Source organism: Micromonospora globosa (assembly GCF_000717585.1).
GTDB lineage: Bacteria > Actinomycetota > Actinomycetes > Mycobacteriales > Micromonosporaceae > Micromonospora > Micromonospora aurantiaca.
This window is the reverse complement of record NZ_JNZR01000029.1, coordinates 15328-41318: the sequence shown is the minus strand read 5'-3', so window position 1 is coordinate 41318 and position 25991 is coordinate 15328. Positions and strand designations below refer to the sequence as shown.

Annotated in this window: 24 protein-coding genes; 14 read left to right on the top strand and 10 right to left on the bottom strand. The window is 73.8% G+C overall.

All coding sequences use genetic code 11. From position 1 onward, the window contains the following. The first annotated feature begins 74 nt into the window (after nt 1–74). Both ftsH and folE read left to right on the top strand, forming a co-directional pair. The gene (ftsH, locus tag IF06_RS0124200) at nt 75–2087 is read left to right on the top strand and encodes an ATP-dependent zinc metalloprotease FtsH (RefSeq protein ID WP_013288987.1); all 2013 of its coding nucleotides are present in this window, start codon (nt 75–77) and stop codon (nt 2085–2087) included. An 86-nt stretch (nt 2088–2173) separates the two neighbouring features. Then, nucleotides 2174–2791 carry a GTP cyclohydrolase I FolE gene (gene folE / locus IF06_RS0124195; RefSeq protein WP_013288986.1) on the top strand — a complete coding sequence of 206 codons (618 nt, stop codon included), beginning with the start codon at nt 2174–2176 and terminating at the stop codon, nt 2789–2791. Between the two features lie 54 nt (nt 2792–2845). Here folE and IF06_RS0124190 read toward each other — a convergent pair whose 3' ends face one another. Together IF06_RS0124190 and IF06_RS0124185 are read right to left on the bottom strand one after the other, a co-directional pair. After that, nucleotides 2846–3547, bottom strand: coding sequence for a hypothetical protein (locus IF06_RS0124190; protein ID WP_030273742.1), 702 nt, complete (start codon nt 3545–3547; stop codon nt 2846–2848). Next, nucleotides 3544–6126, bottom strand: a complete 2583-nt coding sequence (locus IF06_RS0124185; protein WP_176739872.1) for an FtsK/SpoIIIE domain-containing protein — start codon at nt 6124–6126, stop codon at nt 3544–3546. The genes IF06_RS0124190 and IF06_RS0124185 overlap by 4 nt, the downstream gene beginning before the upstream one ends. A 213-nt stretch (nt 6127–6339) precedes the next feature. Here IF06_RS0124185 and IF06_RS0124180 point away from each other — a divergent pair, with 213 nt between their 5' ends. Beyond that, nucleotides 6340–6900 (top strand): hypothetical protein, encoded by a 561-nt coding sequence (locus tag IF06_RS0124180; protein ID WP_030273738.1) that lies wholly within the window; start codon nt 6340–6342, stop codon nt 6898–6900. Nucleotides 6901–6903: 3 nt separating this feature from the next. On the opposite strand, the gene IF06_RS0124175 is transcribed toward IF06_RS0124180, so the two are convergent. From IF06_RS0124175 to IF06_RS0124145, 7 genes are read right to left on the bottom strand one after another with little or no spacing between them, the layout of a single operon-like run. After that, on the bottom strand, nt 6904–7503 hold the full coding sequence (locus IF06_RS0124175; RefSeq protein WP_013288982.1) for a hypothetical protein: 600 nt from the start codon (nt 7501–7503) through the stop codon (nt 6904–6906). A 10-nt stretch (nt 7504–7513) separates the two neighbouring features. Then, a complete protein-coding gene (locus IF06_RS0124170) occupies nt 7514–8689 on the bottom strand; it encodes a M23 family metallopeptidase (RefSeq protein ID WP_013288981.1) in 1176 nt (391 codons plus the stop codon). Beyond that, nucleotides 8686–9246 (bottom strand): hypothetical protein, encoded by a 561-nt coding sequence (locus IF06_RS0124165; RefSeq protein WP_030273736.1) that lies wholly within the window; start codon nt 9244–9246, stop codon nt 8686–8688. The genes IF06_RS0124170 and IF06_RS0124165 overlap by 4 nt, the downstream gene beginning before the upstream one ends. Then, a complete protein-coding gene (locus IF06_RS0124160) occupies nt 9243–11186 on the bottom strand; it encodes a hypothetical protein (RefSeq protein ID WP_030273734.1) in 1944 nt (647 codons plus the stop codon). The genes IF06_RS0124165 and IF06_RS0124160 overlap by 4 nt, the downstream gene beginning before the upstream one ends. Before the next feature lies 1 nt (nt 11187). Next, nucleotides 11188–14559: an ATP-binding protein gene (locus IF06_RS0124155; RefSeq protein WP_030273731.1), complete on the bottom strand. Its 3372-nt coding sequence runs from the start codon at nt 14557–14559 to the stop codon at nt 11188–11190. Between the two features lie 49 nt (nt 14560–14608). Then, nucleotides 14609–14971, bottom strand: a complete 363-nt coding sequence (locus IF06_RS0124150) for a hypothetical protein (RefSeq protein WP_013288977.1) — start codon at nt 14969–14971, stop codon at nt 14609–14611. Nucleotides 14972–14985: 14 nt separating this feature from the next. Continuing rightward, the gene (locus IF06_RS0124145; RefSeq protein ID WP_013288976.1) at nt 14986–15300 is read right to left on the bottom strand and encodes a hypothetical protein; all 315 of its coding nucleotides are present in this window, start codon (nt 15298–15300) and stop codon (nt 14986–14988) included. A gap of 358 nt (nt 15301–15658) precedes the next feature. Between IF06_RS0124145 and folP the strand changes: the two genes are divergently transcribed. From folP to IF06_RS0124110, 7 genes are all read left to right on the top strand, one after another. Further along, on the top strand, nt 15659–16600 hold the full coding sequence (folP, locus tag IF06_RS0124140; protein WP_030273729.1) for a dihydropteroate synthase: 942 nt from the start codon (nt 15659–15661) through the stop codon (nt 16598–16600). Next, nucleotides 16597–16956, top strand: a complete 360-nt coding sequence (folB, locus tag IF06_RS0124135; RefSeq protein WP_013288974.1) for a dihydroneopterin aldolase — start codon at nt 16597–16599, stop codon at nt 16954–16956. The genes folP and folB overlap by 4 nt, the downstream gene beginning before the upstream one ends. Further along, nucleotides 16953–17480 (top strand): 2-amino-4-hydroxy-6-hydroxymethyldihydropteridine diphosphokinase, encoded by a 528-nt coding sequence (gene folK / locus IF06_RS0124130; RefSeq protein WP_030273727.1) that lies wholly within the window; start codon nt 16953–16955, stop codon nt 17478–17480. Before folB ends, folK begins: the two co-directional genes overlap by 4 nt. Nucleotides 17481–17565: 85 nt before the next feature. Further along, the gene (locus IF06_RS0124125) at nt 17566–18054 is read left to right on the top strand and encodes a DUF3180 domain-containing protein (RefSeq protein WP_085983675.1); all 489 of its coding nucleotides are present in this window, start codon (nt 17566–17568) and stop codon (nt 18052–18054) included. A 114-nt stretch (nt 18055–18168) separates the two neighbouring features. Continuing rightward, on the top strand, nt 18169–19395 hold the full coding sequence (locus IF06_RS0124120) for an ABC transporter permease (RefSeq protein ID WP_030273726.1): 1227 nt from the start codon (nt 18169–18171) through the stop codon (nt 19393–19395). A gap of 61 nt (nt 19396–19456) precedes the next feature. Further along, nucleotides 19457–19759, top strand: coding sequence for a hypothetical protein (locus IF06_RS0124115; RefSeq protein ID WP_013288970.1), 303 nt, complete (start codon nt 19457–19459; stop codon nt 19757–19759). Between the two features lie 83 nt (nt 19760–19842). Continuing rightward, nucleotides 19843–20334 carry a hypothetical protein gene (locus IF06_RS0124110; protein WP_013288969.1) on the top strand — a complete coding sequence of 164 codons (492 nt, stop codon included), beginning with the start codon at nt 19843–19845 and terminating at the stop codon, nt 20332–20334. Between the two features lie 2 nt (nt 20335–20336). Here the strand turns inward: IF06_RS0124110 and IF06_RS0124105 are convergent, their stop codons facing one another. After that, a complete protein-coding gene (locus IF06_RS0124105) occupies nt 20337–21329 on the bottom strand; it encodes an ABC transporter ATP-binding protein (RefSeq protein WP_030273724.1) in 993 nt (330 codons plus the stop codon). Between the two features lie 2 nt (nt 21330–21331). On the opposite strand from IF06_RS0124105, the gene IF06_RS0124100 reads away from it, so the two are divergent. From IF06_RS0124100 to IF06_RS0124085, 4 genes are all read left to right on the top strand, one after another. Next, on the top strand, nt 21332–22021 hold the full coding sequence (locus IF06_RS0124100) for an ABC transporter permease (RefSeq protein ID WP_013288967.1): 690 nt from the start codon (nt 21332–21334) through the stop codon (nt 22019–22021). Further along, nucleotides 22018–22740, top strand: coding sequence for an ABC transporter permease (locus IF06_RS0124095; protein ID WP_013475008.1), 723 nt, complete (start codon nt 22018–22020; stop codon nt 22738–22740). The genes IF06_RS0124100 and IF06_RS0124095 overlap by 4 nt, the downstream gene beginning before the upstream one ends. Before the next feature lie 153 nt (nt 22741–22893). Next, nucleotides 22894–23898: a glycine betaine ABC transporter substrate-binding protein gene (locus IF06_RS0124090; RefSeq protein ID WP_013288965.1), complete on the top strand. Its 1005-nt coding sequence runs from the start codon at nt 22894–22896 to the stop codon at nt 23896–23898. Nucleotides 23899–24022: 124 nt separating this feature from the next. After that, the gene (locus tag IF06_RS0124085) at nt 24023–25984 is read left to right on the top strand and encodes a hypothetical protein (RefSeq protein ID WP_030273720.1); all 1962 of its coding nucleotides are present in this window, start codon (nt 24023–24025) and stop codon (nt 25982–25984) included. Nucleotides 25985–25991 lie beyond the last annotated feature (7 nt).

The following is a 25991-nucleotide window of genomic DNA, read 5'->3' as shown; positions in this document are numbered from 1 at the left end:
CAAGGCGGCGACACCATTCAGACGGTCAGGACGTCGATCAGGAGGATGCGGGCGCCTCGGCACCCGACTACAGCATGGAACGTACGCGTTTCTTCCGCCGACCGGTGGTCTGGATCATCCTGGTCATCCTCGGCGCCGTTGTGCTCAGTCAACTGTTCACCGCTGGTCCCAGCTACCACCGGGTGGACACGTCCGTCGCGCTCGACCAGCTCAACAAGGGTGGCATCGAGAAGGTCGTCTTCCAGGACAAGGAGCAGACGCTCCAGCTCGACCTGAAGGACAAGGCCAAGTTCGACGGCGACACCACCACTGACAAGATCGAGGCGCAGTTCCCGTACGAGGTCGGCGGCCAGGTCTGGAACCAGGTACGCGAGGCCGAGGCGGCGGACCGCATCACCGGCCCGGTCGACACCAAGGTGTCGTCGGACAGCATCTGGGTCAGCCTGCTGGTCAACCTGCTTCCCATCGCGTTGCTCGTGCTCCTGCTGCTGTTCTTCATGTCGCAGATGCAGGGCGGCGGCTCCCGGGTGCTCAACTTCGGCAAGTCCAAGGCGAAGATGATCACCAAGGACACGCCGAAGACCACCTTCGCTGATGTCGCGGGTGCGGACGAGGCCGTCGAGGAACTGCACGAGATCAAGGACTTCCTGCAGAACCCGGCGAAATACCAGGCCCTGGGCGCCAAGATCCCGAAGGGCGTGCTGCTGTTCGGCCCGCCCGGTACCGGTAAGACGCTGCTGGCCCGCGCGGTCGCCGGCGAGGCCGGGGTGCCCTTCTACTCCATCTCCGGCTCCGACTTCGTCGAGATGTTCGTCGGTGTCGGCGCCAGCCGCGTCCGCGACCTGTTCGAGCAGGCCAAGTCGAACGCCCCGGCGATCGTCTTCGTCGACGAGATCGACGCGGTCGGCCGCCACCGTGGCGCCGGCATGGGCGGCGGTCACGACGAGCGGGAGCAGACGCTCAACCAGCTGCTTGTCGAGATGGACGGCTTCGACACCAAGGGCGGCGTCATCCTGATCGCCGCCACCAACCGTCCGGACATCCTCGACCCGGCGCTGCTGCGCCCGGGCCGGTTCGACAGGCAGATCCCGGTCGACGCCCCCGACATGGAGGGCCGCAAGGCCATCCTGCGGGTGCACGCCAAGGGCAAGCCGTTCACGCCCGACGTCGACCTCGACGCGGTCGCCCGGCGTACCCCGGGCTTCAGCGGCGCCGACCTGGCCAACGTGATCAACGAGGCCGCGCTGCTCACCGCTCGTAAGGAGCAGCGGGCGATCACCAACGACTCCCTGGAGGAGTCGATCGACCGGGTGATCGCCGGCCCGCAGCGCCGGACCCGGGTGATGAGCGACCAGGAGAAGAAGATCACCGCGTACCACGAGGGTGGGCACGCGCTGGTCGCCTGGGCGCTGCCGCACGCCGCGCCGGTGCACAAGGTGACCATCCTGTCCCGGGGTCGCTCGCTGGGTCACACGCTCGTCCTCCCGACGGAGGACAAGTACACCCAGACCCGGGCCGAGATGATCGACACCCTGGCGTACGCGCTGGGTGGCCGGGCGGCCGAGGAACTGGTCTTCCACGAGCCGACCACCGGCGCCGGCAACGACATCGAGAAGGCCACGCAGCTGGCCCGCGCGATGATCACGCAGTACGGCATGAGCTCCAAGCTCGGTGCGATCAAGTACGGCACCAGCGGCGACGAGCCGTTCCTCGGCCGCAACATGGGCCACGAGCGGGACTACTCCGACGCGGTGGCCGCCGAGATCGACGGCGAGATGCGCGCGCTGATCGAGCTGGCCCACGACGAGGCCTGGGAGATCCTGGTGGAATACCGGGACGTCCTGGACAACATGGTCCTGGAGCTGATGGAGAAGGAGACGCTCTCCACCGCCGACATGGCCCGGATCTGCGCGCGGGTGGTCAAGCGCCCGCCGATGGCGCCGTACCACGGCTTCGGCAAGCGTCTGCCCTCCACCGAGCCGCCGGTGCTCACGCCGGCCGAGAAGGAGGCGCTGGCGGCGCAGTCCCGCGCCGACGCCGCCGCCTCGATCGGTGGTTCCAGCAACAACTCGGACGGTACGCACTGAACAGCGATCCGACGACGGCCGGCTCCCACCACAGGGAGTCGGCCGTCTCCGCGACCGAGCCCGACGGGGACGACGCGCTCGACTACGTGGCCGCGCGCCTGATCAGCGGCAAGCTCACCGGTGGCCCGGTGGAGGACAGCGTCGACCTCGCCCGGATCGAGAAGGCGGTCCGCGAGATCCTCATCGCTGTCGGCGAGGACCCGGACCGTGACGGCCTCCAGCAGACGCCCGCCCGGGTCGCCCGCGCGTACGCCGAACTCTTCGCCGGCCTGCGGGTCGACCCCGCGCAGGTGCTCCGCACCACGTTCGAGGCCAACCACGAGGAGCTGGTGCTCGTCCGGGACATCGACGTGATGAGCCTCTGCGAGCACCACCTGCTGCCGTTCCGGGGCAGCGCGCACATCGGCTACATCCCCGGCCCGGACGGCCGGATCACCGGCCTGTCCAAGCTGGCCCGGCTGGTCGAGGTGTTCGCCCGCCGGCCGCAGGTGCAGGAGCGGCTGACCTCGCAGATCGCCGACCTGCTGATGTCCAGCCTCGCCCCGCGCGGCGTGATCGTGGTGCTGGAGTGCGAGCACATGTGCATGGCGATGCGCGGCATCCAGAAGTCCGGCGCGAAGACCATCACGTCCGCCGTGCGCGGCGGCCTCCAGAACGACGCGAAGTCGCGGGCCGAGGCGATGGCGCTGATCATGGCCCGCTGACTCCCGACCGACATCGACGGCCGCGTACTCCCGCCCGGGAGGGCGCGGCCGTCGTCAGTCGGGCAGCATGGCGAGCAGCAGGCCGGCGGCGGTGAGCACCGCCGGGACCAGACAGACCAGGGCGCCGAAGCGGGGTGTCCGGTCCACCCGGTCGGTGGGCCGCGGGCGGAAGACACGCCCCACCGCGAGCCAGCCCAGCATGAACGCGACAGCCGGCAGCGGCAGCCCCACGAGCAGCGCCAGCACCGTCACCGGCCCCGGACCGGCGACCGCGTACAGCAGCAACTGGAGCAGCGGCACCACGAGCGCCAGCGGCCCGTACACCAGCAGGTTGCGCGGCCGGGCCGGCCACCGGGCCAGCCGCGGCAGGCCACGCGCGCTCAGCGTGTCGTCCGCCGCGTCCGCCCAGTCCCCGGCCGCGCGCAGCACCGCCAGCACCGCCGACGGCCCACCCGCCATCGACCGGGCCGCCTCGGTCACCTCCGGCGGCGTCGGGACCAGCGACATCGCCGGTACGCCCAGATCACGCAGCCGGGACTGCTGCGGCGCCAGTCGTTCGCGTACCGCTGTCAGCTCCTCGCGGGCCGCGGCCACCGACCGTGCCTGCTCCCCGGCAGCGGTGGCCGCCGCCCGGCGTACGCCGTCGAGCGCCCGCGCGGCAGCGACGTACTCCGCCCAGGCCGACTCGGCGGGGTCCGCCACGGTGGTCGGGCCACCCGAGCGGGGCCCCGGTACGGCCGTGCCGGTCTCGCTCATGCCGCCCCCTCCCCGGCGCGGTCAGTCGCCCGCGGGTCCGGCTCGACCCGCGCGGTCGCCACTTCGGCCGTGCCGAACGGCACGAAGACCGTGCCCTGCTCGTCCGGGCCGTCCCAGAGCACCGCGCGTCCCGGCCGGGGCCGCCACCAGACCGGGCGGTCGAAGAGCTGCTCCAGCCGGCCGCCCGGAACGTCGGTGACCGCCACGGCGGTGAGCTTGTCCACCTCGCCCTCCGGGCCGAGCAGTCCGGCCAGCGGAGCCGGTGTCCGCCACCAGCCGAGCAGGTGCCGGCCGGCGGGCGGACCTTCCAGCAGCAGCGTCCGCAGCAGGTCGGGCGGCAGCTCGGTGGCGTCCGGCACGTCCAGCCCGAACACCACCAGGTAGCCCGGCTCATCCGACTCCATGGCGGTCCGCAACCCGGCCGCGTCGACGGTCTCCACCCGGTGGCGTCCGGCCAGCTCGGCGGCGAGCACCCCGGCAGGCTCGGCCGAGCCGTTCGCCAGCGGCGCCAGCACGAACCGGGCCGCGCCCGGATGCGCTGCCGCCGCGCTGCGTACCGCCGTGACCAGCAGCCGCTCGGCCTCCTCGTCCCGCCCCAGGACAGCCAGGTTCCGCCCCGCGCCCGGCCCCAGCGGCACCGTCACAGTGGACCGCCGCACGTCCACCGCCCGGCCCAGCAACGCGGCGGGCGCGTGGGCCCGGCCGGCGAGCGCGGCCCGGTGCCGCGGATCGTTGGCGAGCAGCGGGCGGGCGTACCCGGCGAAGACCACAGGCGGCGTCGCCGACTCGCCCCGCGCCTCCCAGAGCCGTCGCCGCAGGTCGGTCAGGACCGCGGGATCCTCGTACGGATCCGGGAAACGGATCATCCGCTCGTGCCCCCGGGTCGCGCCGCGCGGACCGCCCAGGCCACCCGCCGTGTTCACCACCGCGCTGCCCACCGGCAGACCGGCCGCCGAGTCATTCGCCGGTTCCAGCACCGCCGAGCCGCCGGGCAGCGCCACCCGCACCGGGAACTGGCCGAGCAGCGGGTCACGCGGACCGCCGATACCCAGGTCACCCTCGCCGGCCAGCACCAGGTGTATCCCGTACGACCGGCCGGCGCGGGCGAGCGCGTCCAGCCGGGCCAGCAGGTCGGCGGCGAGCCGGTCCCGCTCGCGCAGCGCCAGCGGGAAGTTGTCGACCACGCAGACGATGCGTGGGAGCGGCTGGTGCTGGCGCAGCTCGGCGTAGCGCTGCCCACCGGCCCGCCGGGACGCCTCCTCGCGGCGGCGCAGCTCCGCCTCCAGCTCGCCGAACAGGTCGGCCACGTACTCCCGGTCGGCCGCCATCCCGGTGGCGCGCACCTGCGGCACCCAGGAACGGTCCCGCTCGGTCTGGAGGAACTCCACGAACGACTCGCCGTCGGCCAGGTCGGCGAGGTAGAGCGCCAGCTCGTCCGGGCCGTACCGGGCGGCGAGGCCGAACAGTGCGTCGGTCAGGAACGCCGACCGGCCCGCCTGACCCCGGCCGCTCACCAGCCAGTGCGGCGTCAGCTCGGTGAAGCCCAGGCTGACCGGGCGCCCGGCGGCGTCACCCACAGTGGTGCTCAGTCCGTCGGCCGAGCCGGCCGTCCAGAAGCCGTCGGCTGGCAGCAGGTCACGCAGCGAGAGGCGGGAGCCGTCCTCGATCTGCCGGGCCAACCGCGCGCACACGTCCGCGACCAGATCGGCGGGCGGATCCTCGTCGAGGAACACGGGCGAGTTCAAGCCGACCGGCGGCTCGGCGCCGGGACTGCTGAAGCCGGCGCCGGGCGGGTCGCCGACCAGCGCGTACGCGGTGCGGACCGTGACCGGGGTGGCGCGCGGCAGCGGACTGCCGTCCGGCCAGCCGGCGAGCACCAGATGCAGCCCGGCGCGCGGCCCGCCCTCGGCCAGTCCGGCGAGCCGGTCCAGGTCGGCGGTAGTCGTACCGTCGGGCAGCGCGGCCACCACGAGCAGCAGCGTCCGGTCGTGCCCGCGCTGCCGGGCCGTTCCGGCCGCCACCCACTGCTCCGCCTCGGCCAGCACCGCACGCATCCCGGCGAGGTCGGTGGCGGGCGGTGGCAGCAGGCCGGCGTCGGCGAGCGGCGCGTACCCGGCGAACGTCGCACCGGAACCGTCGTCGACCGCGCGGGCCAGCAGCGCGCCCGCCGGGGTCGCGGCGAACACGCGCAGCAGCAGCGCGCGGAGCAGCCCGGCCACCCGGGCGTCGGAGGCGTCGGCGTCGAGGCTCACATGGCCGCTGCCGAGCAACGGCACCAGCGCGGGGAAGCGGGCGTCGTCGAGCGGCGCCGCGGTGCCCACCCGGACCAGCGGCGGCAGGCCGTCACCGGGAGGCGTCGTCGCGCTCAGCGACTCCAGCGGCCCGCCGGCCCAACCCGGCGCAGCTACTTCTGCAGCCGCCCGCAGGCGCTCGGCCAGCTCGTACTGCCGGTGGTGGTCGGCCGGCGCGGGCCGGATCTCGTCGAGGATGCCCGCCGCCGCCGTCGCGGCGGCCTCGGCCCGGCGGTGCAGCGCGGCGGCCCGGCCGGCGCGCGCCTTCGGAGTCGCCACCGCGTCCACCTCTCTTTCCGAGGCCGACATGTCCTCCCCGAGGTGTGACGGTAACCCAGGCGGCGGCCGTCCACCGGGATGTCGGTCGGCGCGGTGAGCTGGTCGGCGGTGAGCAGCCTCACCCCGCCGCCGGTCGGCGTCCGCCCGGCGGTTCGCCACGATCCGCCGGTTCCAGGCATTGGGTACGCGCCGCGCAGCCGATAGCCTCAGGAGGTGGAATCAGTGCAGCCCCCCGCCGGTTCCCAGGTGTCCCGAGTACCGGCGCAGCGGACCCCGCCGGAGCAGTTGGCGCCCCTCGCGCCCGCTCCCGCCCCGGTACGCCCCAAGCGTCCGGTGCGCACAGTGCTCGCTGTCGTCGCGGGGGTGCTGGCGGTGCTGTGCACCGTGGGCGGTGTGGTCGGGTTCGTGCTGTACGACCGCGCGACCGCCCCGGACCGAAGCGCCCCCGACGTCGTGGTGGACAACTATCTCCGAGCCTTCCTCGTGGACCGCAACGACACGAAAACGCAGGAGTTCGTCTGCAAGTCCGAGGGGGACCTTGATGCCCTCCGAAGCCTCCGCGCAGAGATGGAACAGCGGGAGGCCAACTTCAACGTAGTGGTCCGAGCCAGCTGGGGGCCCCTAACCAGGGTCGAGAACGGCGACGGTGAGTCAGTGACCACGACGCTGACCATCTCGAGCTCGGCTGATGGCCAGACGCGAAGCAGTCGCCGGGAGGACTGGCAGTTTCGGGTCGTTGAGCGGGACGGATGGCGCGTCTGCGGGGCAAGTAAGGTCGTTTGACACCTACTCAAGCCAGAGCAGGTGCACCGGCACCTCCAACGTGGTCGGCGCCTGGCCGCGCCAGGCCCACCGGTACCACTCCAGTTCCGGGGCCACCCGCACGCAGATGTCGCCGTCCGCGCCGGAGTAGGTCTCGGTGACGGCACGCAGGTCGCGTCGTTCCACGCCGTTGTCCACGTGCACCACGCGCCGCCCGGTCACCGCGTCGGCCTCGAACACCGGCGTGGGTGGCCGGCGTTCCGGCACGTCCAGCGAGACCAGCCGGAGACCCGGGGCGCTCGCCCCGGCCACCGGCCGTCGCTCACCGATGGTCTCCACCCAGACCCGTTCCACAGGTACCAGCGGCGCGAACACCTCCACCTGCTCGGCCTCGGCCCGGTACCACTCGTGTTCCGGGATCACCGGTACGTAGGTGCGGCTGCCCTGCACCACCCGATCGTCGGCCCGCAGGTCGCCACGCCAGCCGAGGCCGGGCAGGCCGACGAGCACGCGGCGGCCGCGCAGCTCGGTGCCGCCGGTGGCGGGCACGGTCTCCACCGGCCGGGGCGGCAGCGGCGCCCAGTCGGGCCGGTCGGCGAACGGGTCGGGCAGGGGGTTGCTCATCAGCCCGGCCTCACCCGGTCTCGCCGAGGGGCGCGCCCCGCTTGCGCATGAAGGGCACCGGGTTCTCCGCCCCGTTGCTGGACCGGTCGCCGTTCTTGTGCACCTCGAAGTGGAGGTGCGGGCCGGACGAGTTGCCGCTGCTGCCGGAGATCCCGATGACCTCGCCCGCCTCGACCGCCTGACCCGGCACCACGCGAGGTCGTTCGACCATGTGGCAGTAGCGGGTGATGAATCCGCCGGCGTGCAGGATGTCCACGAACCATCCGCAGCCGCCCTTGTTCGGCCAGCCGTCCCGGTCGCAGTCCCGCCGCCCGGAGCGGTCGGGGTCGCAGCGGGCCACCAGCACCCGGCCCGCCGAAGCGGCGTGGATCGGCGTGCCCTTCGAGGCGGCCAGGTCCACGCCGTGGTGGCTGGGGCGGGCCGTGGTGCGGAAACCGGAGACCACACCGCCGGGCAGCGGCGCGGTCCAGCCGGAGGCGGCGATCCGGTCTCCGGCCGCGGCGTCGCACACCGCCTTGCCGGCGATCTCCACGGTCCGGGCGGCGCCGCCGGCCAGCGCGTCGACGATGGCTCCGGCCAGTTCCTCGTGCTTGGCGTAGGCGTCGGGGTAGGCGCTGACCTGGACTTTCTGGGCGACCACAGTGAGCGGGCGCTGCTGCCAGTCCGGCACCTTCTCCATCTTCTGGTAGAACTTGCGGGCCGCGTACGAGGGCGTCATCCGCTGCTCAACGCTGCCCCACCCGGGCCGCTGCTGGAACAGGCCCAGCGAGTCGTGGTCGGCGCCGACCCCCTCGTGCGGCAACGCGAGCGACGCCGGCACCGTGCTGTTGGCGAGGTTGCGCAACGCTGATTCCTGCATCGCGGTGGCCAGCGCGATCACCCAGCCGCGGGCGGGAAGCTTCATGTCCTGGCCGACCTTGATGATGACCGCGGCGTTGCGCAGCTGACGCTCGCCGTACTCGGCGAAGCGCGGCATGTCGCCGGTCAGGTTCACCTGGTAGGCGGGGTCGCAGTTCAGGGCCGCGAGCTTCGGGTCGTCCTCGTCGCCGCCGAGTTCGGTGAGGAGGAAGGCGCCGGCCCCGCCGACGCAGCAGAGCAGGGCGAGCACGCTCGTGACGACGGTGGCGACCACGCCCAGGCGCAGCTTCCGGCGGACCTGTCCGGCGACGGCCGGGCCGGCGGTCACGACCGCTCCCAGTCGATCGCGTCCACCAGCCAGGGTCCGTCCGGTGCGACGAGTTCGAGCCGGAGCGTGCCGTTGTCCAGCGGAACCACCGCCTCCACGAAGGACTCGGTGCGGGGCCGGAGCGTCGGGGTGCCAGTGGTCCTCCGTGCGGGCACTGTCTCCGGGTCGGCATCAGTCATCTTCTCGGCCAGCGCCGGGGTGGAGAGCGGCCGCAGGCGGGCCTGCCACGTGTCGCCGCTGCTGCCCGGGCCGCTCAGCCACGCGGTGGTGAACCGACCGGCGACCTGCTCCGGCGTGTCCTCGCCCGGCCGGGTCTTCGGGGCGACCGCAGTCGGCGGGCTGGCGAGCACGCCGTCGTCACCGGCCTCCGGGTCCGTGGTGCTGATCGGCTGGGTGGGGCGGCTGGTCAGGCCGAGGCCCGGCTCGCCGGGTCCGGCGACGAGGCGGGCCGCGCCGATCACCCCGAAGACCAGCACGGCGATCATGAGAGCGACCCCGATCCGGGACCGGAGGACCCGGGTGAAGAGGAATTCCAGCGCGCGTCGCACCGGACTCACCGGGCCTCGGAGCGGATGCGCGGCGCCGGCCGGGCCGGTGCGGTGCCGCGGCCCGCCGAGTCCGGCCGGTAGACGGCGTAGGAGGGCGCCTCCTCCGGCACGTCCGGCTCGGTCCAGGTCGACGGTGCGCGCCGGGGGCGGGGAGTGCCGCCGGGACGCTCACCCGGCCGTCCGCTCGCGGGCGCCTCCTCCGGCCTTTCCCGCCCGTCCGGCCGTTCCCGCTCGGCGGGTGTGGCGCTGTGCGCCGGATCCTCGTGCCGGGCCTCCGGCCGGAGGCTGCGCTGGTCGGCCGTGACGGTGCGGCGCTTGCCGATCGCCGGTTCGTTGGTGCCGCCGGGCTCGGCCACGTCCAGCCGTGCGGCGATCCGCATGTCCCGGAAGAACCGGCGGTGCCAGGAGCCGGCCGAGCTGACCGCCTCGCTGCTGTCCTTGCCGCCGAGCTGGGTGATCCGGCGGTACGGCCGCAGCAGCAACCAGCCGACCACCCCGCAGAGCCAGACCAGGACCACCTGGAGCCAGCCGGGCAGCGTGGCGGTGTTCATGATCAGGTCGACGGCGAAGAGGTAGATGGCCGCGCCGGTGCCGAAGATGGCGATGTTGAAGACGGCGGCGACCACCGCGTTCGCCAGCCGCCGGAGGCCGGCGCTGGCCGGGCGCATCAGGCCGACAGTGCCGAGGATCGGCGCGGCGATCACCGCCCAGCGGAAGATCAGGAAGCCGAGCAGCACCAGCAGCGACGCCGTGAGGTCGAACATGGCGAACAACACCGAGGCCAGCACCGCGATGAACCCGGCGCCGATCCGGTCCATGTCCTTGGTGCCCTTGAGGTACTCGTACGCCTCCGGGTCCTCGGTCTCGATCTGCTGGGCTACACGGGCCCACTGCTGTTGCTTGGCCTTGATCGTGCCCTCGCGGGTTGCCGGGTTCTGGCGGAGCTTCTCCGACTCCTCCCAGGTGAGCGACTTGGCGTCGTACAGGGCCGGGCCGTACTTCTTCGCGGTCTCGCTGTCCGCCGAACCGAGCACACCGCGCAGCCAGTTCCGGTAGAGCATCGTCTCGGTCGCCGTGTCGCTCGCGCGCACGGCGGGGGGACGGTGATCCTTGCACGCCTGCGGATTTGGGTCGTCACACTGGCCTGGCGGGGTGTCCTTGGTAGACGGGCCGACCGCGTCGTGCACCACGCCCAGCGTGCTGATCAGCGTGTTGTCGGCGATGTTCGCGGACTTGACCGGCCATGCGGCCAGCGCGGTCACCGCCACCATCACCAGCAGCGCCCAGCCCGCGGTGGTCATCGCGTTGCTCATGTCCGACTGGCGGGACCGCCAGAGCAGGTAGAGGCCGACCACGCAGACGGTGATGATGCCGAAGACGCTGAACACCTTCTGGTAGACGGCCTTCGTGGCCTGCTCCACCAGCGGGTCGGCCCAGCTCCACATCGTCCGCGGATCCCAGGCGCGCTCGCGCAGCGCGTTCGAGGCACCGATCACCGCGTTGGCGAACATGAACTCGCCGTTGGCGACCATCGTCGTAAAGCGGTAGTCCGGATGCAGCACGGAGGAAGCGCAGCCGCCGTCGATGTCGTACGTGTTGTAGCTGTACCCGGCGTACCCGTAGTCGCTGTAGAGGCCCTTCGGGCCGGGCTCCTTCGCCGAGTCGGGCCGGGACGCGAACCAGCCGGCCAGGCCCGAGTCCGGCGCGGCGGGCACCGGCGCGTTGCGGCACTCGACCTGGTCCTCGCTGACCGCCTTGAGCCTGCCGACGCAGGACCGGAAGTCGGCCTGCCACTCCTTGGTGCTGCACAGCTCGGCCCGCGCCTGGGTGACCGGCGCGGCGGCGTACGCGGGTGTGGCCGCCCCGATCACCGGCCAGGAGATCGTGGCCCCGGCGAGTACGCCGAGCGCGAGGAGGAGCGCCGCGATCCGTGCCCGGGCCCTCGCCATGTCACGCCTCCAGATCAGCCAGGACGGTCGGCAGTATCCCGGCGGCCTGGGCGACCGCGGCGGGGGTGGTGTCCAGGTGCTCCAGCAGCCCGTCGACGTACGACACGTCGACCCGGACCTTCTGCACGCGCCCGTCGACGTCGCGCATGACGAACTCGCGGAAGCCGAGCCGGTTGGCCGATCCGCTGTCCGCCTGGGAGAGCGAGGCGAGTGTGGCCTCGTAACCGTCGTCGACAGGCACCCGCAGCAGGCGCAGCGCCTCGGAGGCGATCTCGCTGTCCTCGGCGATCCGGCCGACGAAGACGGTGGAGACGAGGTTCTGCACGTCGAGGCCGAGGATGTCCTTCGGGTTCTGCGACGCGACGAGCGCTGCCAGGTTCCACTTACGGGAGTCGCGGGCGAGCCGCACCAGGAACGAGCGCCCGGACCGCCAGCCCTCCATGAAGTGCGCCTCGTCGAGGCCGACCAGCTTCCGGGAGGACATCGACCCGCCGTAGCAGCGGCGTACGGCGAGCCGGTGCGCGGTGTGCAGCATCGGCAGCGCGAGCGCCTCCTCGGCCGACCAGTACTCCCGCTCGATCTTGAGGTCGGGAAGCCGCAGACCGGCCATGGTGATGACGGTGAGCGCGGCGTCGGCGCCGAGCAGCCCTTCCGGCGGCCGACCGAAGAAGAGCATGGCCAGCGGCATCTCGGCGGTGTCGAGCAGCAGGTGTGCCAGTTCGCGCCCGGCGTCGTCGTCGAGCCCCTGGAGGCAGGTCACCACGTCGTCGAGCGTGGAGGTCTCCTCGGCCGGCACCTGGCGTACGGCGTGCCGGAACAGCGTGGCGGTGGACGCCTCCCGGGCCACCTGCGGCGGCACCAGCATCATGCAGATGTCCTGCACCAGCATCCGGCGCTCGGCGCGGGCGTTCGACACGGCGATCTCGAACTCGCGGTCGCCCGCCGGACCGGCGCCGAACTCGCTGCGCAGCGGCGTCGGGATCAGCGCGTACGGCGCGAGCGTGCCCTGTTCCGAGCCGGTCAGGTTGAGCACCCGGGAGTACGGAGCCAGCTCGGGCATGGCGCAGAGGCGGGCCAGCGGGCCGGACGGGTCGAGCAGCGTCACCTGCACGCCGCGGCGCGCGGCCAGGTAGCCGAGCGCGCCGAGCAGCGTCGACTTGCCACCGCCGGGTTCGGCGACGAAGACGGCGAGGCCGGAGCGCTCGCGTACCTCCATCGGGAAGTGCAGGTCGAGGAAGACCGGCCGGCGGCAGGTGCCGGCGGTCCGCCCGATCAGGTCGCCGCGCCGGTCGCCGACTGTGGACGCGGCCTGCGGCAGCGCGGCAGCGAGCAGGTTGACCGGCATCCGCCGGACGTAGCCGGTGTTGGCGATCGGCTCGCCGGGGATGAACTCGCGGGCCAGCCAGTCCTGGTTCTTCGGGTGCTGGAGCGAGATCCGCAGCTCCCGGGAGTAGAGCTGGATGAGCCGCCGGGCCCGTTCCAGGCACTCCTCCCGGGTACGCCCGCCGACCGCGATCCGGTGCCAGCCGTGTGCCCGGGCCGAGTCGACGGGCAGACCGGTGGTCATCTCGTCGCCGATCACCAGCGCGCGCTTGGCCAGCCGTTCCAGCTCGGGCGGGGCGTCGATGCCGTGCTCGGCGTAGTCGAGCTGCTGGGAGCGGATCATCCGGAGCCGGTGTTCGAGGTTCCGGAAGGAGTCGTTGGGGCCGAGGATGTCGACCCGGGTGGACAGCTCCATCGGCCACGGCAGGCGCTCGTGGAAGTGCAGCCAGGGCTCGTGCCGCTCGGGGATCTCCAGCGGCTCCATCCGGCCGACCGCGAGCACGGCGACGTGGCGTTCCTCGCCGGTCATCCGGTTGACCAGCTTCACCGTCGAGCCGTACGGGGTGCGGTAGCGCTCGACCTGCTCGGTGAGGGCCAGCAGGTCGCCGCGTTCCCACCGGCCGTTGGTGATCGGGGACAGGACGCCGGGCGGGGCCATGCACAGCGCCACCGAGCGGTAGAGCAGCCATTCCAGCTCGGGTGCGGTGACCCGGCGCCCGCGCATGCCGAACGCGCCGAGGACCTCGTCGAACTGCTCGACGGTACGGCTCAGCCGGCGCCGCTCGCCGTCGGCGGTGCCCCGGCCGAACGTGCGCAGGAGTCGTTCGGTGAGCGAGTCGCCGAGCGACCGGCGGGCGAACGTGACACCGAGGTAGGTCTGGCCCTCGGCGTGGTTGACCGCCATCAGGTGCCGCTGGGCGGCGACCAGGTGGTCGGCCCAGCCGGTGGTGCCCGGTACGTCGGGCAGCGGCGCGGCGGTGTGCGCGTCGATGGTGCGGGCCCACTCGTCGGCCGGGAAGGGCCGGGTGGTGCGGCGCAGGTGCAGCCGGAACCCGGCGAGCCCGGCGTACTGCTCGGAGATCGCCGAGAGCAGGGCCTCGCGTTCGGCGTCCGGCCGGAACGCCCACCGCACCTCGGGCAGCCAGTACCAGGCGGTGACGGTGTTGGGGGTGAAGGTGAGGTGCCCGGCGATCTCGGTGATGGCCAGCTCGACCGACGGATCCCGGTCGCCGAACTTGATCTTCGGGGCGCGGACCCGGACCGGCTTGGTCGGCCGGTTGCGGCGTTCCGGCGTGCGCTGCCGGGGCGGCGTCACCTCGCGGTGCGCCGGACGGCCGACCTCCCGCGACGGCGCCGCGCCGGCCGCGAGCGGGTCCGCCGCAGCGAGATCCGGTTCACGGTATTCGGCGGGCGCGGGGGCGGGGATCTGCGGGGGCGGCGGGAGCGCCGGCTCGGGCTCGGCCGGGGGGCGGAGAGCGGGCAGCCGGTCACCGGCCTGCTGCGGCACCCGGCTACGCGACGGCGGCGGCGGGGCGAGCGCGGCCGGCGGGTCGGGCAGGGGCGGCTCGACCGGCAGCGGCGCGGCGTGCACGGGCTCGGGCCGGGGGCGCCCGACCGCGCGTACCCCAGGGGTCTGCTCGCGGACCGGCGGTTCCGGCTCGGCCCGGGGCGCCGGCTCGACCGGCACGGCGGGCTGGTGCGGGATCGGCAGGGGCTCGCGGCCGACGCCGCGGCGGGGTGGCGCCACCACCGGCTCGACCGGTGCGGGCGGCGTGGACGCGGCGGGCCGCCGGCGGGGCTGCGCACCGCCGAACAGGTCGAGGAAGGGCGAGTCGATGTCGCCGTCGGGGCGTACCGGCTCGCGCGGGGTCATCGGTCGCGGCGGCTGGAACACGCCGACGCGGCTGTGCCCGGGACTGGTGACGAGCGCGCTGTCGAGGACGACCTCGTCCAGATCCTCGTCCGGTGGGTAGTCGAATGATCGCGCACGGTTACCGTTGGGCCCGGCCGGGCGCCCGGCCGGGGAACCCGGCGTGGAAGAGCGACTCATGCGACCGCCTCACCCGCGTCGTTCGTCTGCACGGTTGTCGTACGCCCGGTCATGCCAGTTCCTCCCGGATCCTGATCCGGCTCGCGACGAGCCGCGGATCCCGCTGCTCGGTGGCCGGTTCCCGGGTGCGTCGCCAGTCGGTCAGCGCGGTCCGGATGACCATGCGCGCGGGCCGGTCCGGGTCGACGTACCGGAAGATGAACGAGGTCGTCACGATCGCCAGCGAGATCTCCCAGGCGGGGAACAGCTCGACCTGGAGCGTGAACAACCAGTGGATGAACATGTAGAGGGGTACGAGCAGCATGAACAGGCCGTACTGGGCGTACGGCAGGTGGACGGGAAGGGTGTACCCGGGCGGCCCCAGGTAGACGAGGCGTGCCCGGTAGATGTCGTCGTCGGTGCGCAGCCGCATCGTCGCCCAGTGCCCTACTCGAAGATCAGGTTGATCAGGTAGTCGCCGACGAAGAAGAGTGTTGCCGCTCCGGCGATGAAGGCCAGGCCGATGATGGCGATGGCCGAGCTGGTCAGCACCTTGGAGATCTCACCCCGGCTGGCCCGGCCGATGAAGATCACCCCGAGGACCGCGAGCAGGATCGGCGCGATCTTGCTGGCGAAGAAGGTGACGACGTTGTCGGTGTCGATGCCCTTCGGTGCCGGCTCGGCGAGTGGAGTCGACGCCAGGGTGTGGAGCGCGTGGTCCACGGCACTGGACGCCGTTGCCATGAGCTCGATGGCGATCACTGGAAACCTCCCCAAGGTCGCGGCCGGCGGCGCCGCGTTGGTGCAAGTAGGCAAGCCTGGCGGGATGGTGCTCGTCAGAGACAGCGCCGTCAACGCTGAGTCCGTCACCCACCACGCAGAGTGGTGAGTTTTGGGGGGATTCTTCCCGCTTCGGCCCTCCCTCCAGGCTTCGCCATCTCGATGCTGGGCAATTCCAAAGCGTACGGCCCGGCCACCTTTGCGACAAGCCGTGAAGAGTCGACCTCCGACGGCCCGGATGACCGATCGTACACCTGTTCCAATGCGCACGTCAGGGGTGCCGCGTCGGGCGCTCGCCCGGTGGCCGGAAGCCCTGCCGGCGAACGGTACTGTCGGGTCCGTGACCGATCTGGTACGGGCGGAGACCCCGGTGGTGATGGGCGTCCTCAACGTCACGCCCGACTCCTTCTCCGACGGCGGCAGATACGCCGATCTGGACGCGGCAGTCGCACACGGGGTGCGACTGCGCGGGGACGGTGCCGACCTGATCGACGTGGGTGGCGAGTCCACCCGGCCCGGCGCCGAGCGGGTCGACGCGGAGACGGAGACCGCCCGGGTGCTGCCCGTGGTCCGCGAGCTGAGCGCCGCCGGCATCCGCGTCAGCATCGACACCAGCCGCGCCCGGGTCGCCGAGGCGGTCCTCGCCGCCGGCGCGTACGTGGTCAACGACGTCTCCGGCGGCCTCGCCGACCCGGACATGGCCCGGGTGGTCCGCGACGCCGGCTGCCCCTGGGTGCTCATGCACTGGCGGGGGCACTCGCGGGGGATGCGGGAGCTGGCCACGTACACCGACGTGGTGGCCGAGGTCCGGGACGAGCTGAGCCGGCGCGTCGACGCCGCGCTCGCCGCCGGGGTGGCCGCCGACCGGATCATCGTGGACCCGGGCCTGGGCTTCGCGAAGACCGCCGCGCACAACTGGGCGCTGAGCGCCCGCCTGCCCGAGCTGGTCGACCTGGGCTTCCCGGTGCTGTTCGGGGCCAGCCGCAAGTCCTACCTGGGCCGGCTGCTCGCCGACCCGGCCGGCGAACCCCGCCCCACCGCCGGGCGGGAGGCCGCGACCGTCGCGACGAGCGTGCTCGCCGTCGCGGCCGGCGCCTGGGGGGTACGCGTGCACGACGTCCGCGGCACCGCCGACGCACTCGCCGTCTGGCGTGCCACCGGCAGCCCCCGGCTCGCCACCGCGACCGGCCCACGGCAAGCGACAGCGCCGCGGACCGCAGCGGCCATGGGCGGTACCCGGCCGGCGGAAGCGGCCACCGGCACGAGCGGAGGCGACAGATGAGCGACCGGATCGAGCTGACCGGCCTGCGCGCGCACGGCCGCCACGGCGTCTACGACTTCGAGCGCGCCCAGGGGCAGGAGTTCGTGGTCGACGCGGTACTCGAACTGGACCTGGGCCCGGCCGCGCGCTCGGACGAGGTGACCGACACCGTGCACTACGGCGAACTCGCCGAACGCCTGGTCGCGGTGATCACCGGCGAACCGGTGAACCTCATCGAGACGCTCGCCGACCGGCTGCTCGCGGTCTGCCTGGCCGAGCCGCTGGTGGCCGCCGCCACGGTGACTGTGCACAAGCCGGAGGCCCCGATCCCGCACGCCTTCCGGGACGTCGCCGTCACGATGCGGCGTACCCGATGACCCGGGCCGTGCTGTCGATCGGCAGCAACCTGGGCGACCGCCTCGGCCACCTGCGCGGCGCGGTGGCCGCGCTCGGCGACCGGGTGCTCGTGGTCTCCGGCGTCTACGAGACTCCACCGTGGGGGGACGCCGACCAGCCCGCGTACCTGAACGCCGCGGTGATGGTCGCGGACCCGGCGGCGGCGCCGGAGGACTGGCTGGCCCGTGCCCGGGCCGCGGAGGCGGCGGCCGGGCGCGACCGCGACCCGCAGCGACGGTACGGGCCGCGCACGCTGGACGTGGACGTGATCGCGGTCTGGGACGACGCCGGCGAGCCGGTGCTCCGCGACGACCCCGAGCTGATCCTGCCGCACCCCCGGGCCCACCTGCGCGCCTTCGTGCTGCGCCCGTGGATCGACATCGAGCCGCACGGCCGGCTGCCCGGGCACGGCTGGCTGACCGATCTGCTCAACGCCGAGCCGCTCGCCGGGGACGCCCTGGAACTGAGCCCGCGACCCGATCTGGCGCTAGAGTCGGACACATGACCCGGTGGATCGTGGCCCGGCAGTGGCGAGCTGAGGAGGTGCGGTGAGCACCGACCGCTCCCCGCAGGGGCCCGACCGCTTCCGGATGGGGCCGACCCGGGCCTCCACGCTCGTGGTGGCCGGCCTGGCCGCCGCCGCGGTGGCCTGGCTGCTGATCAGTAGCTTCTACGGCGACCTCGGCTCTGACCTGCCCTGGCTGCCGGTGATCACGCTGGCCGGGCTGGCCGTGCTGGAGGGCTACGCGGCGGTGAACACCCGGGGCCGGATCGAGCGGCGGCCCGGCCGGGAGCCGGTCAACCCGCTGCTGGTCGCCCGGTTCGTCGTGCTGGCCAAGGCGTCGGCGCTGGCCGGGGCCATCTTCGCCGGCTTCTACGCCGGGCTGACCGGCTGGCTGTTCGTGGAACAGACCAACGCGGCCATGAACGATCGGCCGGCCGCGCTCGGCGGCCTCATCGCCGCGCTGGCGCTGGTCGCGGCCGCGCTCTGGCTGGAACGCTCCTGCCGGGTGCCGGAGCAGGAGGACGACGAGGACCGCGAGCCGGGTGACCGGGAGACGCCCCGCGGGCGTCTCTGAGGGTTCCCCCCACCCCGGCCCGGCGGTACCGTCCCTGGCGACCGGAGAGCGACGGCCGCCACCGGTCCGCCCGCCCGTGGGCCGGACGCGGCCACCTGGGGGAGGCGCGAGCCAATGGCGTACGACGATGCGGGCCGGACAGCGCCGCCGGAGACGTCGTCCGGGGTGCCCGCTGCCGTACTGGAGCACGTCTTCGACGACCCGGCCCACGGCGAACCCGGCCGGGACCGGATCGCGGTGCACGTGCTCTGGGAGTTCGTGCTGCTCGCCGGTCTGGTCGCGATGGCCTGGCTGCTCTGGCGGGAGGACTCGGACGCGCTGCGCGGCGGCTCCCTGAAGACGCTGCTCGTCGACGTGGCGGCGCTCGGCCTGCTCACCCTCGCCGCCGGCCTGAGCCTGCGGGCCGGCGCGGTGAACCTGGCGATCGGGCCGGTCGCGCTGGCCGCCGCGCTGCACTTCGCCGAGCAGGGCGACCGGGGCACGCGGGAGGCGCTGCTGCCGGCGCTGGCGATCGCGGCCGCGGCCGGGCTGGCGCTCGCCCTGGCCGTGGTGGTGCTGCACGTGCCCGGATGGGCGGCGAGCCTGGCCGGGGCGGCCGGCGTGATCGTCTACCTGGAACGGCGGACCGCGCCGGTGACGGTGCAGGGCGACTACGACCCGCGCGGCAGCGCGCTGTACTTCTTCGTCGGCTTCGCCGCGGTCGCCGTCCTCGGTGGCCTGTTCGCCGCGATGAAACCGGTACGCCGGCTGATCGGCCGGTTCCGACCGGTCGCCGATCCGGCCCGGCGGCGCGGCGTGGCAGCCGCCACGGTGACCGCGCTGGCGCTCGTCGGATCCACCGTGCTGGCGATGCTGGGCGGCGTGCTGATCGCGGCGAACGGAGACGGCCAGGTCGCGCCCGGCACCGGACTGGACTGGACCGTGCTGGCGGTCGGCACGGTCATGCTCGCCGGAACCAGCGCGTACGGGCGGCGCGGCGGCATCTTCGGCACCCTGTTCGCGGTCTGCCTGGTGGTGGTGTTCCTGGCCTGGACCGTGCCGCACGGCTGGACGGTCAGCCGGTGGGCGCTCGGCGGCGCCGTGCTCGGCGTGGGCCTGCTCGTCACCCGGCTGGTCGAGACGTTCGGCCGGCCCCGCCCGGCACCGCCGGGTCCGCTCGGCCCGGTCCGCCCGGCCCGGGACGGCGCGCTGAGCGGCGGCTGGACGATGACCCCGCCGCCCGAACCGGCCGACGCCTGGCCCTCGGTGCTCCCGGTACGCCAGCACGACACCCCGGTGGAGGCATGGGAGGCCCCGCGCTGGGACAACGAACCCCGGCGCTGGGACGCCGACGACCGCTGACCCCGGCGGTGGCCGTGCGTCCGGCGCGCCCGGACTGATCTCTCCGGTTAGGCTCGGCGGCATGACCGAAACTCCTGCCCCCGGTGGCCGCACCTTCGACGAGCTCGACAAGCTCTCCACCGAGGAGCTGCGCGAGCAGGCGTTCAACCTGGCGCGCGACCGCCGCGACGTGGGCTTCTTCTGGTCGGTCCTGCGGCACCTGCCCAACGCCGACGAGGCCGCCGCGCTGGACGGCGCGCCGAACTCGATCGGCCCGACCATCGACGAGGCGAACGCGCTCTGGCGTGAGCTGACCGGGCACGGCTACGACGAGTCCGCGCCGCTGCTGCGCGCCGCCTTCATCGACTACCTGATGAAGCACTGAGGTCGATGACTGCCCGTCGGCCGACGGCTGCCGACCGGTTGCGCAGGTTTGCCCGGCGGGACCGGCCGGGAACTGACCGCCGCATGGCTCTGAGCAACCGCCCCCGCACCGTCCCCCGGTACGGCACGGCCGCCGGCACCGGCACGCTCGCCGCGTTCCTGCTCGTCGCCGTCGGCGGCAGTCCGATGTACGTCGACTGGGCGCAGCGGGGCACCGACCCGACCGGCGCGGGTGGCTGGTTCCTGCGGCTGCTCGCCTGGCCGTCCTGGCGGTGGCAGGCCGACGAGGGCGTGTTCGCCACCAACCTGCGGGCGATCCTGCTGCTCGTGCTTGCGGCGGCACTGCTGTACCTGCTGCCCGGGCCGCAGGTCGACCGGGTGACGTCCTCGGGCAGCCAGTTCCTCTCCGGCTGGGGCGCGTACGCGCTCGCGGGCGGGCTCAGCGCCCTGCTCGCCACGCTCCTCGGCCCGCACGGCTCGCTGTTCGCCGCGTTCCAGGCGGCCAGCACCGGCGTCACGTACGGCTTCTTCGCCGGCTGGATCGTCGGGCTGGCCAGCCTCGGCGGCCGGGCCTGACCTCAGTCCACGGCGCCCAGCGCCAGCACCCGGGTGCGGGTGAGCAGCCCCACCGCCCGGCCCCCCTCGGTCACCACCGCGTGCTCCGCGCCGGAGGTGAGCAGCGCGCCGAGTGCGTCGTACGCCGAGTCGCCGAGCGCCACGGTGGGCAGGCCGGTGCCGCCGTCTGCCGGGAGCGGGTCGAGTACCGCGCGGGTCACCGGGGTCACGGCCAGCCGCCGGATGCCCCGGTCGGCGCCGACGAACTCGCGGACGAAGTCCGAGGCGGGCGAGCCGAGCAGCGCGGCGGGCGTGTCGTACTGCTCCAGCCGGCCGCCCTCGGACAGCACCGCGATCCGGTCGCCCAGCCGGACCGCCTCGTCGAGGTCGTGGGTGACCAGCACGATCGTCTTGCGTACCTCGGCCTGTAGGCGCAGGAACTCCTCCTGCAGGCGGGTCCGGACGATCGGGTCCACCGCCGAGAACGGCTCGTCCATCAGCAGCACCACCGGATCGGCGGCCAGTGCCCGGGCCACGCCCACCCGCTGCCGCTGCCCGCCGGACAGTTCGTGCGGGTACCGCCGGCCGAACTGCGCCGGGTCCAGGCCGACGAGTTCCAGCAGCTCGCCGACCCGGTCCCGGGTCCGCTGCTTCGGCCAGCCCAGCAGCCCCGGCACGGTCGCCACGTTCGCGGCGACGGTCTGGTGCGGGAACAGGCCGACGTTCTGGATGACGTACCCGATGCGGCGGCGCAGCGCCACCGGGTCGACCCGGGTGACGTCGTCGTCGCCGAGCAGGATCCGCCCGTCGGTCGGCTCGATCAACCGGTTGATCATGCGCAGCACCGTCGACTTGCCGCAGCCGGACGGGCCGATCAGCACCACCAGTTCGCCGGCGGCGACCTCCAGGCTCAGCTCGCGTACCGCCTCGGTGCCGTCCGGGTAGCGCTTGCGGATGCCTTCCAGCGTGATCGACGCCGCGCCGCCTCCGGCGGTGCCTCCCGGGGTACCGTCCACGTGTGTCCCTCCACCTGAGCTACCGGGCCGACCCGGGTAATCCGTGGTTCTCCTGGCAGTACGTGCGGGACAACTCTGACACGATCCTCGCCGCGCTGCGGGAGCACACCTGGCTGACCGCCCGCGCCGTGGTGATCGCCGCGCTGGTGGCGTTGCCGCTCGCGGTGCTCGCGTACTGGTTCCGGTCGCTGTCGGCCCCGATCCTGGCGGTGACCGGGGTGCTCTACACCGTCCCGTCGCTGGCGTTGTTCGCGTTCCTCGCGCCGTACCTGGGCATCGGCGCGATCACAGTGCTCACCGTGGTCGCGCTGTACGCGCTGCTGGTCATCGTGCGCAACGCGCTGGCCGGGCTGAACCAGGTGCCCCCGGAGGTGCGCGAGGCCGCCGAGGGCATGGGGTACGGCAGGTGGGGCCGGCTGTTCCGGATCGAGCTGCCGCTGGCGCTACCGGGCATCCTCACCGGCGTACGGCTGGCGACCGTGTCCACTGTCGCGCTCGTCACGGTCGGAGTGGTGGTCGGCCGGGGCGGGCTCGGGCAGCTCATCTTCGCGGGCTTCCAGAACAACTTCTACAAGGCGCAGATCATGGCCGGCACGGTGCTGTGCGTGCTGCTGGCGCTGGTGCTCGACCTGGTGCTGGCGGGCGTGGGCCGCCTGCTCACCCCCTGGCTGCGCGGGAGGTCCGCCCGGTGAACCCCGTCGAGCAGGCAGTGGTCTGGCTGAACGACCCGCTGAACTGGACCAACCCCGGCGGCGTGCTGGACCGCCTCGGCGAGCACCTGAGCATGTCCGCGCTGGCGGTGCTGCTGGGCTGCCTGGTGGCCTGGCCGATCGGGCTGTGGCTCGGGCACAGCGGCCGGGGCGGCGGGCTGGTCCTGCTGGTCTCCAACGTCACACTGGCGATCCCGACGCTGGCGCTGCTGACCATCCTGCCGCTGACGTTCCTCGGCTTCGGCCGTCCGGCCGTGGTGGTGGCGCTCGCGGTCTTCGCGGTTCCGCCGCTGCTGGCGAACGCGTTCACCGGGGTGCGGCAGGCCGACCCGGAGGCCCGGGACGCGGCCCGGGGCATGGGTCTGTCCGGCGGGCAGGTGCTGCGGCGGGTGGAGCTGCCGCTCGCGGTGCCCTACCTGGCGGCCGGCTTCCGTACCGCGGCGGTGCAGGTGGTGGCCACCGCCGCGCTCGCCTCGTTCGTCAACGGCGGTGGGCTGGGCCAGATAATCCGGGCCGGGTTCGGGCTCGACATCGCCGCCGGCGGCGGCCAGATCATCGCCGGCGGGGTCCTGGTGGCCGGGTTGGCGCTGCTCGTCGAGGGGGTGCTCGCGCTGGTCGAGCGGGTGGTCACGCCCCGCCCGCTGCGCCGGGAACGCACGCGGGCGAACCGCCGCGCGACGGCGGCGACGACCGGCAACTGAGCCGTCGGTGACGATCGGATGACGAAAACCGCTCCGAGTTTGTCGGTCGGGTCCGGAGGATATTGGCTGGAGTCGCGGGTGGCCGTCCGGATCGCCCGTCGGACACGCGGCCGGCCCGAGGGGGTCGCGCCGGGACACGGAAGGCGGGCACTGATGCGCGCGCGTACGACACTGGCCGCGGGGGCGCTCGGCGCACTCACTGCGGCTGTTCTCCTCACCGGCTGCGGCGACGCCGGCTCGTCCGGCACCGACGCCCCCGAGCAGGGCGCCTCGGGGGCTGGCTGTGCACCGGTGGCCGGTGACCAGCTCGTCGTCCTGACCGACGACAAGAAGCTCCAGAACACCGACAACGTCATCCCGGCGATCAACGCGAAGGCGGCCACGCCGCAGCTCGTCGCCGCGCTGGACAAGGTCTCCGCGAAGCTCGACACCCCGAAGCTGATCCAGCTCAACCGGGCGGTCGACGTCGACCGCAAGACGCCCCAGGTCGCGGCGCAGGAGTTCGCCTCCGCCAACGGCGTGACCGACGGGATCGAGAAGGGCCCGGGCGGTCAGATCACCGTCGGCGCCGGCAACTTCAGCGAGAGCCAGACCATCGCCGAGCTCTACAAGATCGCGCTCACCGCGGCCGGCTACCAGGTCAAGGTGCAGACCATCGGCAACCGGGAGCTCTACGAGCCGGCCCTGGAGAAGGGCCAGATCCAGGTCGTCCCGGAGTACGCCGCCACCATGGCGGAGTTCCTCAACACCAAGGCCAACGGCAAGGACGCCCAGCCCGTCTCCTCGCCGGAGCTGGACAAGACGGTCGCGGCGCTGAAGACCGAGGGTGACAAGGCCGGCCTGGTCTTCGGCCAGCCGTCCCAGGCGCAGGACCAGAACGCGTTCGCGGTCACCAAGGCGTTCGCCGACAAGTACGGCGTGTCCACGCTCTCCGACCTGGCCGCCAAGTGCTCCGGCCAGGCCACCGTGCTGGCCGGGCCGCCGGAGTGCCCGCAGCGGCCGAAGTGCCAGGCCGGTCTGGTCGAGGTCTACGACTTCAAGGCCGGCTCGTTCAGCTCGCTGGACGCGGGCGGCCCGCAGACCAAGAACGCGCTGAAGACCGGCTCGGCGAGCGTCGGCCTGGTCTTCTCCTCCGACGCGGCGCTGGCCACGAGCTGACGTAGCACCGCCGGCCGGCGCCACGCGTGCCGGCCGGCGGCACGGGCAGCCCGTTCGGCGGGCCGCTCATCGGGTGGCGCCGACCCGTTCCCCTCCGGTGGAACTCTCGGTACTCTGCTCAGCCATGCCAGCCTCGGTCGCGCCCGCCGACAAGAGCACGCCCGCCCTGCTCACCGTCCTGTTCTGGGTCGGTGTGGGGCTGGCGCCCCTGGCCGCGCTCATCCTGCTGATCGCCGACGGCAACGGCTCGCTCCGGTTCGGCGCGGTCCTGGCGATCCTCGCGGTCGTGCTCATCGGTCTGTCCATCGCGCTGCGGCCGGAGAGCGGTTCCGAGGGCGCGGCGTCCGAGGAGATGCGCGAGGAGCTGGCGCAGCTGCGGCGGGAGTTGCGGGCCGAGATCGTGGCCGCCGCCCAGCGCGGCAACCAGGCGCTCGACCAGGCACGACGGGCCGAGGAGGTGGCCGGCGCGGTACGGCACCGGCTCGACGCGGCCGCCGCCGGACTGGCCTCCGCGCCCGTGTCCGCCCTGGCGTCGGCGCCGGAGCGCCCGAGCGGTGCGGCCCGGGTGCCGGGCGCCGGCACGCCCGACGTCGGCCGGCCGCAACCGGTCGGCCGGGACGACGACGAACCGGCCCGGCCGGCGTACCCCGGAGGCGGCTACGGAACCGACGCCGACGCGTCCCGGACGGGCCACTACGCCGCTGAGCCGTCCCGGACGGGCCACCACACCCCGGACCCGTCCCGGACGGGCCGATACGAGGCCGAGCCGTCCCGGACCGGCCACTACGACGCCGACTCGCCTGGGGTGGGCCACTACGACTCCGAACCGCTCCGGACCAGCCGCTACGGCGCTGAGTCGCCCCGGGCGGACCACTACGAAACCGAACAGCCCCGGGCCGGTCGCTACGACTCCGAACCGGCACGGACCGGTCGGCACGACGCCGAACCGGCGGCGCGGGCCACCGTACGTCCGGACCGGCCCGCGAGCGGGGTGTACGGCGCGGCGCGGGTGTCCGAGCCGGTGGCCCGGCCGGAGACCCGCCCGGTCGGCGTGGTCCACCACACCGAGACGGTGCACGTCACCACCCGGCACACGATCGTCGGCGGTGAGCCGACCGGCACCCGGTACGGCGGATTCCCCGGCGGCTGGCCGGACGAGGACCGGTCCCGGGGCGCGGACGCGGCCGACCACCGGCACGCGGGACACCGCGACCCGGGCGACCGGCCGGGCCGCCGCGCCGGGTCGGACGACGGCGGCTGGGGTGCCGGCTCCGGCGACGACGGGCACTCGTGGACCGACCCCGGGCGTCCCGGTGCCGAGCATCCATGGGCAGGTGTCGGCCGGGCCGCTGCCGGGGAACAGGGCTGGTCCGGGCGTACCGCCGGGGGCGGCTGGTCGAGCGAGCAGGGCCGGACGGCGGCGGAGGAGCAGCGGCCCTGGTCCGGCGGCGGTGACGACCGGGCCGGCCGGGCGGCGGGCGCCTGGCCCGCGGCCGCAGCGGGCGTACCGGACGTGCCGCCCGGCCGGGCGGGCACCGACGGCGACCAGTGGTCCGAGATGCGTGCCGGCAACCGGTGGGCCGCGGTCCGTGACGACGGCGCGGGCCGGGAGATCCGCCTCGGGGAACGGCGGGCCGCAGTGCACGCCGACGGCGGCGGCACGGAGTACCGGGTCGAGGACCGGTGGGCCTCAGTACGCGGCGGTGGACCGGACGAGAGCGGACCGGACAGACCGGACGCCCGCTGGTCCGGGGAGAGCCACCCGGCGCTGCCGGCCGGCGGTGTGCCGGTGCCGGACGAGTGGCGGCCACCGACGCAGCGCAGCGGCCAGGCGGAATGGCGCCAGCCACCCCCGGAATGGCGTCAGCCCGAGCCGGAGTGGCGTCAGCCCGAACCGGAGTGGCGTCAGCCGGAACCGGAGTGGCGTCAGGTCGAGCCCGAGTGGCGTCAGCCGGAGACGCGGCAGAGCGAGTCGCAGTGGCGTCGGCCCGAGCCGGAATGGCGGCCGGCGGAACCGGAGTGGCGCAGCCCGGAGCGCGGTGGACACGGCGAGCCGTATCGGGACACCGCCGACCGCTGGCGCTGACCCCGCC

Coding starts and splice junctions, on each gene's coding strand:
- ftsH (WP_013288987.1), top strand. CDS start 75: ATGGAACGTACGCGTTTCTTCCGCCGACCGGTGGTCTGGATCATCCTG.
- IF06_RS0124190 (WP_030273742.1), bottom strand. CDS start 3,547: ATGAGCGAGACCGGCACGGCCGTACCGGGGCCCCGCTCGGGTGGCCCG.
- IF06_RS0124175 (WP_013288982.1), bottom strand. CDS start 7,503: ATGAGCAACCCCCTGCCCGACCCGTTCGCCGACCGGCCCGACTGGGCG.
- IF06_RS0124160 (WP_030273734.1), bottom strand. CDS start 11,186: ATGGCGAGGGCCCGGGCACGGATCGCGGCGCTCCTCCTCGCGCTCGGC.
- IF06_RS0124155 (WP_030273731.1), bottom strand. CDS start 14,559: ATGAGTCGCTCTTCCACGCCGGGTTCCCCGGCCGGGCGCCCGGCCGGG.
- IF06_RS0124150 (WP_013288977.1), bottom strand. CDS start 14,971: ATGCGGCTGCGCACCGACGACGACATCTACCGGGCACGCCTCGTCTAC.
- folB (WP_013288974.1), top strand. CDS start 16,597: ATGAGCGACCGGATCGAGCTGACCGGCCTGCGCGCGCACGGCCGCCAC.
- folK (WP_030273727.1), top strand. CDS start 16,953: ATGACCCGGGCCGTGCTGTCGATCGGCAGCAACCTGGGCGACCGCCTC.
- IF06_RS0124125 (WP_085983675.1), top strand. CDS start 17,566: ATGGGGCCGACCCGGGCCTCCACGCTCGTGGTGGCCGGCCTGGCCGCC.
- IF06_RS0124120 (WP_030273726.1), top strand. CDS start 18,169: ATGGCGTACGACGATGCGGGCCGGACAGCGCCGCCGGAGACGTCGTCC.
- IF06_RS0124115 (WP_013288970.1), top strand. CDS start 19,457: ATGACCGAAACTCCTGCCCCCGGTGGCCGCACCTTCGACGAGCTCGAC.
- IF06_RS0124110 (WP_013288969.1), top strand. CDS start 19,843: ATGGCTCTGAGCAACCGCCCCCGCACCGTCCCCCGGTACGGCACGGCC.
- IF06_RS0124090 (WP_013288965.1), top strand. CDS start 22,894: ATGCGCGCGCGTACGACACTGGCCGCGGGGGCGCTCGGCGCACTCACT.
- IF06_RS0124085 (WP_030273720.1), top strand. CDS start 24,023: ATGCCAGCCTCGGTCGCGCCCGCCGACAAGAGCACGCCCGCCCTGCTC.